The organism is Clostridium sp. UBA6640 (assembly GCF_002455975.1).
GTDB lineage: Bacteria > Bacillota > Clostridia > Clostridiales > Clostridiaceae > Clostridium_J.
In genome coordinates this window covers 1-9,433 of sequence record NZ_DKLM01000025.1, presented here as the reverse complement: position 1 = coordinate 9,433, position 9,433 = coordinate 1, and the positions used below count along the sequence as shown (strand labels likewise).

At 30.3% G+C, this 9,433-nt stretch carries 6 protein-coding genes, 2 tRNA genes, 1 rRNA gene and 1 pseudogene; 1 reads left to right on the top strand and 9 read right to left on the bottom strand.

All coding sequences use genetic code 11. The features are described 5' to 3' along the window. Window positions 1-891: 891 nt before the first annotated feature. The 6 genes and pseudogenes from B2W91_RS03000 to gap form a co-directional block, all read right to left on the bottom strand. Complete coding sequence (locus tag B2W91_RS03000) at window positions 892-1,746, bottom strand: DUF4438 domain-containing protein (protein ID WP_291578800.1); 855 nt, start codon at window positions 1,744-1,746, stop codon at window positions 892-894. Between the two features lie 67 nt (window positions 1,747-1,813). Continuing rightward, window positions 1,814-2,953, bottom strand: a complete 1,140-nt coding sequence (locus B2W91_RS02995) for a pyridoxal-phosphate-dependent aminotransferase family protein (protein WP_291578799.1) — start codon at window positions 2,951-2,953, stop codon at window positions 1,814-1,816. Window positions 2,954-3,113: 160 nt separating this feature from the next. Continuing rightward, window positions 3,114-3,656, bottom strand: coding sequence for a GNAT family N-acetyltransferase (locus B2W91_RS02990; protein WP_291578798.1), 543 nt, complete (start codon window positions 3,654-3,656; stop codon window positions 3,114-3,116). Between the two features lie 6 nt (window positions 3,657-3,662). Next, window positions 3,663-4,733, bottom strand: coding sequence for a serine hydrolase domain-containing protein (locus B2W91_RS02985; protein ID WP_291578797.1), 1,071 nt, complete (start codon window positions 4,731-4,733; stop codon window positions 3,663-3,665). A gap of 180 nt (window positions 4,734-4,913) precedes the next feature. Beyond that, window positions 4,914-5,664 (bottom strand): annotated as a pseudogene (surE, locus tag B2W91_RS02980) (5'/3'-nucleotidase SurE). 251 nt (window positions 5,665-5,915) lie between these two features. Further along, the gene (gene gap / locus B2W91_RS02975) at window positions 5,916-6,929 is read right to left on the bottom strand and encodes a type I glyceraldehyde-3-phosphate dehydrogenase (RefSeq protein ID WP_291578796.1); all 1,014 of its coding nucleotides are present in this window, start codon (window positions 6,927-6,929) and stop codon (window positions 5,916-5,918) included. Window positions 6,930-7,341: 412 nt separating this feature from the next. Here gap and B2W91_RS02970 point away from each other — a divergent pair, with 412 nt between their 5' ends. Then, on the top strand, window positions 7,342-8,568 hold the full coding sequence (locus B2W91_RS02970; RefSeq protein WP_291578795.1) for an aminopeptidase: 1,227 nt from the start codon (window positions 7,342-7,344) through the stop codon (window positions 8,566-8,568). 160 nt (window positions 8,569-8,728) lie between these two features. Here the strand turns inward: B2W91_RS02970 and B2W91_RS02965 are convergent. The 3 genes from B2W91_RS02965 to rrf form a co-directional block, all read right to left on the bottom strand. Next, window positions 8,729-8,804 (bottom strand) — tRNA-Ala (locus tag B2W91_RS02965). A gap of 5 nt (window positions 8,805-8,809) precedes the next feature. After that, window positions 8,810-8,886: transfer RNA gene (locus B2W91_RS02960), tRNA-Ile, on the bottom strand. Window positions 8,887-8,918: 32 nt separating this feature from the next. Continuing rightward, window positions 8,919-9,036 (bottom strand): 5S ribosomal RNA (rrf, locus tag B2W91_RS02955). Window positions 9,037-9,433: the final 397 nt, after the last annotated feature.

Sequence of the window (9,433 nt, the reverse complement as noted above, 5' to 3'; positions counted from 1 at the left end):
ATTTTCAAAGACCAAGTTTTAATTTGTTTGGCCTGCTCTCAGACCGCTTAATCATCTTATCATCTGCATTTAGTTTTGTCAACAACTTTTTTTAAAAGTTTTAAACTCAACTATGTGCTTGATAACTTAAGCGTCGTATGCACCTCAGCGCTGACGACTTATTCATAATAACATGTTATAACTCATATGAATATAGTTATTTACATTTTGTATAAAAATTATCCTAAAGAATCTTAAATTATCTCAAAAAATCTTTAAATTACTCATATTGATACACCTGGTAATGTTTTAGGTCAAAATAATAAGATTTTGTTTAAATTGAACATCATATGGCAATTTATTTTATTAAATAAATCTTAAAATTAAAAAAGCTTTATATTAAATCAAGTATCTTTAATATAAAACTTCTTAATGATCTATTCATAGTTCTATTAATTTTTATAATTCTCCATAGATAATCTAGACTTCTCTTGACTTTTATTATTTGTCTACATAAATAACAGTTTAAATTATTGACTTAATACTAAATTAAAGACATGTGATATTAAGCATAATTTTAATATCACATGTCTAATCTGTTCTATATTTAATTTAACTCTGACTCTGAACCTCTCACGGCTAAAGCCGTAAGGTTCTTAGGTATTATCCAAAAGTTGCATTTACCCTATCTATATCTATTTCTTAGAAGTTTATAGCACATTCATCTCGCCACTGAAGTACCAAGTATTCTGTATTGCGTGATAAATCCATGTGTTACTCTTAGTTTAGCCATCTAAAAAAACTAACTAATCATAGATATTATACATTTTGCATCTTGCAACGGAGTATAATAGGAAGTATTTTAATCCATTGACTTATTACTTTATTAAAGATACCCTAATTTAAACTCTTTTATTTCTTCATATAATTGCCTATATTGGCATCTTTGTCAATTATGCCTTCAATGATAGGTTTTTTACTAGTAATAATTGTCGTAATTCCAGGTCCATGGCCAGCTTTTACACAATCACTATGAATCACCACTCCAATACTTACAGCTCCTTTTAAAAATCCTCTTCCATAAGTATTATCACAATCCTCAAGTAAAACCAAATCTCCAAACTTTAATTTATCTAAGCCTAGTCTTTTTATTTCTTCTGTATCAGCAGTCATTATATCATAATCTCCTGTGTACGCGCTTGGTGATCCAATTCCTGAGCCCATAAGATATGGTGGAACCTTAGCAACAACAGGAACTTGCATTTTACCATCTTCTTCTGTAATTCCTAGCTTTTCAAATAAATCTGGATCTATACTCATAAGTTGTACATCTTCAAATCCTTCTAATTTTAAACCTTGTCCATATGCTTTGATTAGTATCTTATCATCTATAGCTAAATTTTCTAAATCCTCTTTTTCAAAACAAATCATAACATGTTCTATGCCACCATGCATACCAGTTACATAACCTTTTGCACCTTTTCCATCTCCTAAAACAACCTTTGCTTCATTTCCTATACATGCAAATGTCATCAACGCTGCATTTTCTGTTGTATTCTCATTTCTAATTGATACTCCTGGCTCAACATGGTCACCTACCCATCCAAAAGCTGAATCTCCAATGCTCACATTGTAAGAAATTCCTCCTGTAGCTGGCAATATCATTGGTACTCCCTCATGAGTTATTCTATAATTTCCACCTAGTGGATGATGTATTTTTCCTTGAACTGACCATTTAACAATCTTTTCTTTATTTGTTCTTAGCATATAAACTCCCCCTTATTTTAAATGTTTTATCAAAATATAAATTAAATAAAACCTACATAATTTAATTTTATAAATGTTTGTTAAAGCATTGTACTAAAGATTTATCAGTATTATATCCTAAATCTTTAAGTGCCTTTTCTAAAATATTTAATACATATACTAATCGTTCTTCTCTAGCATTTTCACCCATATGGGCTATTCTAACAACTTTGCCTTTTACAAATCCAAAAGAAGATGACATTAATACATTGTATTTATTAAACATATGAGATACTAATTCATCTGCATCTATTCCTTCTGGAAGTGCTACTGATGTTAGTGTGTTAGCTTGCCCTTTTCTTATAAATAGCTCTAATCCAAATTCTTTAATTGCTTTTCTAGTAGCATTAGCATATTTTTTATGCCTTTCAACGACATTATCTATTCCCTCTTCAATTACATTATCCACTGCTACTCTAAGTCCCATAATGTCACTTATAGGCATTGTATAAGGAAACCATTTCTTTTCATAGTAACCTTTCCATATTGTTAAATTACAATAAAAGCCTGTAATTGGAGTTTTTCTGTTTTCCATAGCCTTATAAGCATCATCACTAATTGATAGCATTGTTAGTCCTGGTGGAGCTGAAAATGCTTTTTGAGAATCGCCTAATACAATATCTATTTTCCAATCATCTACTTTTAAAGGTTCTCCTACCATAGCAGCAACACTATCTACAACTGTAATTATCCCATATTGCTTTAATAATGGACATATTTTACTTATATTATTTAAAAGTCCTGAAGGGGTATCACAATGTACTATAGTTGCATATTTGAAATTATTATCCTCCTCCAAAAACTTTCTTAAAGCTTCTATATCTATCTCTTCCTGTCTATCTACGCTATAATATACAGGCTCTCCACCATATATCTTAACAAAATCACCAAAACCTTCTCCAAAAACCCCATTATCCAATATAAGTACTCTATCGTTTCTCTCTGTTAGCGACGCACAAGCAGCCTCAAGTCCTAATATCCCTTCACCGCTTAATATATACACATCATTATTGGTACCTATTATTTTCCCTATTTTTTCACAGGTCTCTTTGTAAAAATCATAAAAATGTATATCTAAATCTGGATTAGTGGCTTCCATAGCTCTAGCTAAACGAACATTCTCTCTAACTTCTGTTGGACCGGGTGTAAATACATAAGGTTTATTCATATTAACGCTCCTTTTCTCTATCCCTCTTGCACTTGGTAATCATTATAGTATTTTCTAATGTTATACAATATTTAATAACACTAAATAAAAATAAGATAATTATAATCACTAATTTATAAAATTAGTGATACATTCAATTAATATATACTTTTTCTTTTTGTTATTTCTTGATTTTAAGCCATTCATTCTTTTTTATGCTCATCTCATATAAATTCCAATATTTATTTTCTACAACCCTAGCATTTTCAGTAAATTTTGTCTTTTTAAAACCTGCTTTTTCATAACATCTTATCGCATCATAATTAAAGTCAAATACTCCTAAAGTGATTTCTTCTAATAAAAAGGTATTAAAACCTATATTTAATATTTCACCTATTGCTGCTGTACCGGCCCCTTTACCTCTCATAGATTCTTCACCTATAAGAAATCTTGCTACTCTTCCTATTTTATTTACATTATCTGTTTTAATTAATTGAATAGTTCCAATGACTTTATTACTTTCTGTATAAATAATTTTATATATCAATATTTGTGATTCCTCTTTAGTAGATATGTTTTTAAAATTCCCAGCTATTTGCTCCTTTGTTATAGGATACTTATATGTTGGCCCTGCCCATTGCATTAAATACTCTGGTGAAGTATTTTCATTCCATTTTATTATCTTATCAAAATCCTCTTCTAACAAATATTCTAATTTTACCATAGCTCTCTACCTTTCATATAAACATTTCATTATATTATTACCAAAGTCTTTAATATCCCTTAAATAATTATACCCTTTAGGATTACCTTTTTTATTGTACATTCTCACTGCTACCAATTCCTCACTAGGAATTACTAGCACACATGCTCCTGTATTACCTAAAATTTGATACGATCCTTTAGGTACTAATTCTCCTAATTCACTTTTTTTACACTCTCTAGTTTTTACCCACCATAAAAATCCGTTCTCTGGAAGTTCTCTATCCTCCAAATATGGACTTTGAAGAGAAGTAGTTAGATCAAATATTTCCTTAGGAAGTACTTCTATTTCATTAATAGTACCTTTTTTCAAATGAATATATCCCCAATAAGCTAATTCTCTAGATGAGACATATAAATTTTTATCATATCCTCCTCCTGTAGAGCTTTTTTTAACTCCACTTACTGGTTCATCTTCTGGATCAAAAATAATTAATACTTGATCTTCTTCTGTTTCTGTTTCCCAACCTGTTTCTGATAAATTAAAAGGATTAAAAACAGTTTCTTGTAATATTTGAGATACAGTTCTTCCTGTACTAATTTCTACTATATCCGTTAATAATTTTATTCCCTCATTCCTATATTCCCAGCTTGTACAACAAGGAAAATTTCTAATTAGATTTCTGCTTGCATCACTGGTTAAACCATGAGTATGAGTTAATAAATGTCTAATAGTGGTTTTATCTATTACGTTCTTATCTAAATTTGGCAAATAATCAATTACATAATCATCAGCACTATGTATATTCTTATTTAGCAAGGCATAAGCAACTGCAAATCCTATATAGCTTTTTCTTGCAGATGCAATATTAAATCTAGACCTACAATCTACCTTTCTAGCAAATTCTTTATGGGAATGTTGCCCAAAATACCCTTCTGTAACTATCTTATCTTTATGTATTATAAAGACTGATGAAGCAGAAGCTTTAATAAAATCTCCTACATTCTTAACTTTATTTACTACCTCATCAAAAATATGATTTTCTTCTTTTTTTATCTCATCTTCAATATCAATATTATTTTTAATAAAATTAATCATTGTATATCACCATTTTAATATAACTTTTTTTGTAAAACATCTTATACTTACAATTATAATCCTTCTATAGCATAGTGTTAACTTATTTTTCTCTATTTTATTACACATCTTAGTTTACTTATAAATAGAAAAAGAGCCATTAAGCTCTTTATGTCCATGAAAAAGTGTACCTTAATATATCTAAAACATTTTTTTCACATCTTCTAATATATTAAAATTAGTTAAATCATAATGAAGAGGTGTTAGAGTTATATATCCTTCTTTGATATTATAGACATCTGTTTCTTCAGTATCATTGTCTTCTAATATGCCCCTTATTTTTAAAGTCCTTGTACCATCCTCATTCAAATCCTCTACAAAAATGTTTTTATAATTTCTTTCTCCTATTCTACATACCTTTATTTCATTTTTCATATTTTCATCTATAGGCGGTATATTTATATTAAGTACTATATCATTTTTAAACTTACATTCTTCAGCTTTTGCTACTATATCTAGTGCTATTTTAGCAGCTAAGTCGTAACTTTCATCTTTTCCATCGCAAGAAAATGCAACTGAAGGTACTTTTAATATTGCTGCTTCAACAGCTGCAGATACGGTGCCAGAATAAATTACATCTGTTCCTAAATTGTNNCAATCCTTCATTAGCTCCTGAAATCACCAAATCTACTTTATTTTCAACTAACTTCATAAGTCCTACTCGCGTGCAATCTGCTGGAGTACCGCTTATACTGAAAGCCTTAGACTTTATTCCATCTAATTTTTCCTCTTTAATTATAAGTGGATTCGCTATTGTAATAGAGTGACTACTAGCACTTCTTTGCATATTAGGTGCTACAATTATTACCTCATGATATTTCTCGAGTTTCCTAGCCAATGTTTGTATTCCTTTTGCAAATATTCCATCATCGTTTGTTAATAATATTCTCATATATAACTCCTCCTAAATTCCATGCTTTACCTTATCATTATTTATCATATCATTAATTTTAACCTATATATTTTCTTTTTAACATTAAAATATAGAAGATAAAACTTTTGGATAGAAAAGTGTCCTAAAAAGCAATTGTTAAATTGCTTTTTAGGACACCGCAAAATAGTTAATTTATGAATTTAAATTGAATAAAGTAATTAATATTTAATAATATAAAATTTTATTTTTATTTTTATAGTAACAATGTCTTAAATAGACTTTGCTACATAGTTTACTAAATCTACTGTTCTACAAGAATAGCCCCATTCATTATCATACCAAGAAACAACTTTAACCATATTATCTTCTATAGTCATAGTAGATAATCCATCAATTATTGATGATCTTGGGTCTTGTTTATAATCCACTGATACTAATGGCTCCTCAGAATATCCTAATATTCCTTTCATGCTACCTTCTGAAGCTTCTTTAAGTGCTGCATTTACTTCTTCTGCAGTAGCTTTTGTTTTTAATTCGCATACTAAATCTGTTAAAGATACGTTCGGCGTAGGTATTCTTACTGCAAAACCATTTAGTTTTCCATTTAACTCTGGAAGAACTTTAGCAACTGCCTTAGCTGCTCCTGTAGTTGTTGGAATTATAGATTCTCCAACTGCTCTTGCTCTTCTTAAATCTTTATGTGTTTTGTCTAATATTCTTTGATCATTTGTATATGAATGTATTGTAGTCATTAGTCCTTTAACTATTCCAAACTTATCATTTAATACCTTAGCAAATGGTGCTAAACAGTTAGTTGTACAAGATGCATTTGAAATTATATGATGCTTCTCTGCATTATAATCATTTTCATTAACTCCCATAACAATGGTTACATCTTCATTTTTACCTGGTGCTGTTATTATAACTTTTTTAGCTCCTGCTTCTATATGCTTTATAGCACCTTCTCTACTGTTAAATATACCTGTAGATTCGATAACTATATCTACTCCAAGCTCTTTCCATGGTAACTTAGCTGGATCAGATTCTCTAAGTATTTTAATTTCTTTTCCGTTAACTATTATTTTATCTTCACCATCAACTTCAATAGTTCCATTGAACTTACCATAACAAGAATCATACTTAAATAAATGTGCTAGTGTCTCACTTTCTGCTCTAGCATTTATAGCAACTAATTCAACGTCATTCATTAGATTTTCTTGAGCAATTCTTAAAACAGCTCTTCCTATTCTTCCAAAACCATTCATAGCAACTTTTACAGTCATTACTTAGTCCCCCTACAAAATATAAACTTAATCTATATCATACTTTTTAAAACTCTATAATACTATTATATTTATTAATCCATTTATGTGTTATACTTTTTCGCTTTTTTTTCAATATATAATCATATGTGCTATACTATTTATATCATATTCAGGGATATATGTCAATATATTTAGGTAAATATGATATCCTATTTCTCGATTTAAAACTTGTATTATAAATAAATTTTCTATTTAAATATATAAATTTAACAACTTTTTATATTTAAAGAAGCGTATTAATTTGTCATTGTAAATCATAATAGCAATCTTTAACCTTTTTAATACATCTAAAATGGAATTATAGCTTGCACGTATAAATTATCTAAATTATAATATTACATAATAAATATTTTTAAGAGGTGTTAATATAATGGAGAAAATGCTTAAAAAATATGCTAGATTGGCGGTAAAAACCGGGGTAAATATTCAGAAAAATCAAATTCTTCTAATAACCTCCCCAATAGAATGTGCTCCATTTGCTAGGATGATTTCTGAAGCGGCCTATGAAGAAGGAGCTAGGGAAGTAATAATAGATTGGAATGATGAAATTTCCACGAAAATAAAACATACGTACGCTGATTATGAGGTATTAAGCACTATAGCACCATGGAAAGTAGATTCATTTATGTACTATGCAAAGAACGGTGCCGCAGTATTAAGTATATCTGCCTCGGATCCCGAACTTATGAAGGATGTTCCCGCTAAAAAAATTTCTACTTCTATAAAAGCTAGTCAATTAGCATTTAAAGAATTTAATAATCGATTAACAAATTATAAAAATCGTTGGTCAGTGCTGTCAATCCCTACGAAATCATGGGCTTCGAAAGTATTTCCAGACCTTTTACCAGATAAAGCAGTAGAAAAACTTTGGGAAGAGATTTTCAAACTAGTTAGAGTTGATAAAGAAGACCCTGTAAAAGTATGGGAAGAACATATAGAAATTCTCAGAAACAATAGAGACTTTTTAAATAATCAAAATTTAAAATCACTTCATTTTAAGAACTCTTTAGGTACAGACTTATATGTGGACTTGCCTCAAAATCATCTATGGATGGGCGGTAGCAAAAAGAGCTCAGATAACATAGACTTTATTGCTAATATGCCAACAGAAGAAATATTTACATTACCTAAAAGAAGCGGTGTTAATGGTATAGTATATAGTTCAAAGCCTTTGAACTATAGCGGAAATCTTATAGAAAATTTTTCTTTGACATTTGAAAATGGTAAAATTATAAATTTCACCGCTGAAAAAGGCTATGATTCATTGAAAAGCTTAATTGAAACTGATGAAGGTTCTAGTTATTTAGGAGAAGTAGCATTTGTTCCATTCAACTCTCCAATATCTAATTCTGGGTTAACTTTTTTTAATACGCTATATGATGAAAATGCCTCTTGCCATCTTGCTATAGGAAAAGCTTATAATTTATCTATAAAAGATGGAGATAAGATGACAGATAAAGAATTCTTAGAAGCGGGAGGAAACACCTCTTTAATACATGTAGATTTTATGTTCGGCACAGAGGATTTAGAAGTAACTGGAGTAAATCAAAATGAAGAACTAATTCAAATTTTTAAAAATGGAAACTGGGCATTTTAATAAGGGTAACTAAATTTTAAGCCTATTAATTATTTTTTATATAAATAAAAGGTTATCTTCTTGGCATTAATATATTAATGTTGCCACAAGTTACCCACAGATTTGACTTTTTATAATTTCCTATAAAATAAAAAAAAGCAATCCTTTTGGATTGCTTTTATGGTGGAGATAAAGAGATTCGAACTCTTGACCCCCTGCGTGCAAGGCAGGTGCTCTCCCAACTGAGCTATACCCCCAAATATGGTGGACCTTCAGGGACTCGAACCCCGGACCTACCGGTTATGAGCCGGTTGCTCTAACCAACTGAGCTAAAGATCCGTACTGCTAACTAAGCTTTGTTAGTTAACACTACCTGGCAACAACCTACCCTCCCACACAGTCTCCCGTACAGTACTATCGGCGTCCTAAGGCTTAACCTGCCTGTTCGGAATGGAAAGGGGTGTTACCCTTAGGACCATCATCACCAGATTTAAAATTCATATAAGCTTCGCATTACTTCGTCAACTGCAGTCACTGTGGTACTCATTTACCTAAGTAAACTCTGTTCCTCGTTCCTTTGTTTCCTTGTACTACTCGCTTCTATTAATTTTAAGAAAAATTTGTCATAAACTTCGTACTACTTCGTCAACTGCATTCGCTGCTGTGCTCATTTACCATCAGTAAACTCCGCTCCTCACTCATTTGTTTCCTGGTGTTACTCGTTTCTATCAAATTTTAAAAATTTATATAAGCTTCACATTACTGCTTCAGTTTCAGTCACTCCAGTGCTCATTTACTTTAGTAAACGACCCTCTTCGTTCCTTCACTTCCTTGTACTGTTCGCTTCTATTAATTTTTACAGAGATTATTCTCTGAAAATTGCACA